The following is a 290-nucleotide window of genomic DNA, read 5'->3' as shown; positions in this document are numbered from 1 at the left end:
CCCGCTGTCGGCGCAGCATTTTAAACACGCCATACATCGCCCCAGTCGGCGCACCGTCGGGCGCAGAAAAATTCTGCCCCATGGCATGATAGGCGCGGTAAAGATAAGAATAGCCGTCAACGAGAAGGAGTGTAGGTTTGTTGGACATGGAGAACCTGCTGTGTGTATGAAAATAATGTACGGATTATAAAGGAAAAGTCCGTCCGAAAACCGAAAATCAAGTTTCAGACGGCCTGATGTTTACATAAATATACGGTTTCAGGTATTGCGCCTCCGAATCCCATCTTGTA

General features: G+C 47.9%; 1 protein-coding gene. It reads right to left on the bottom strand.

The annotated features are described in order from the left end of the window. Positions 1-148: hypothetical protein (locus tag ACTHS4_RS11850; RefSeq protein WP_440365983.1), on the bottom strand; the 148-nt coding region annotated here is incomplete at its 3' end. Positions 149-290 lie beyond the last annotated feature (142 nt).

Origin of the sequence: Neisseria sp. P0014.S009 (genome assembly GCF_051958155.1) — a bacterium.
GTDB classification, from domain to species: Bacteria; Pseudomonadota; Gammaproteobacteria; order Burkholderiales; family Neisseriaceae; genus Neisseria; species Neisseria flavescens_C.
The sequence above is the reverse complement of the archived record's forward strand: the minus strand, read 5'-3'. Positions and strand labels throughout refer to the sequence as shown.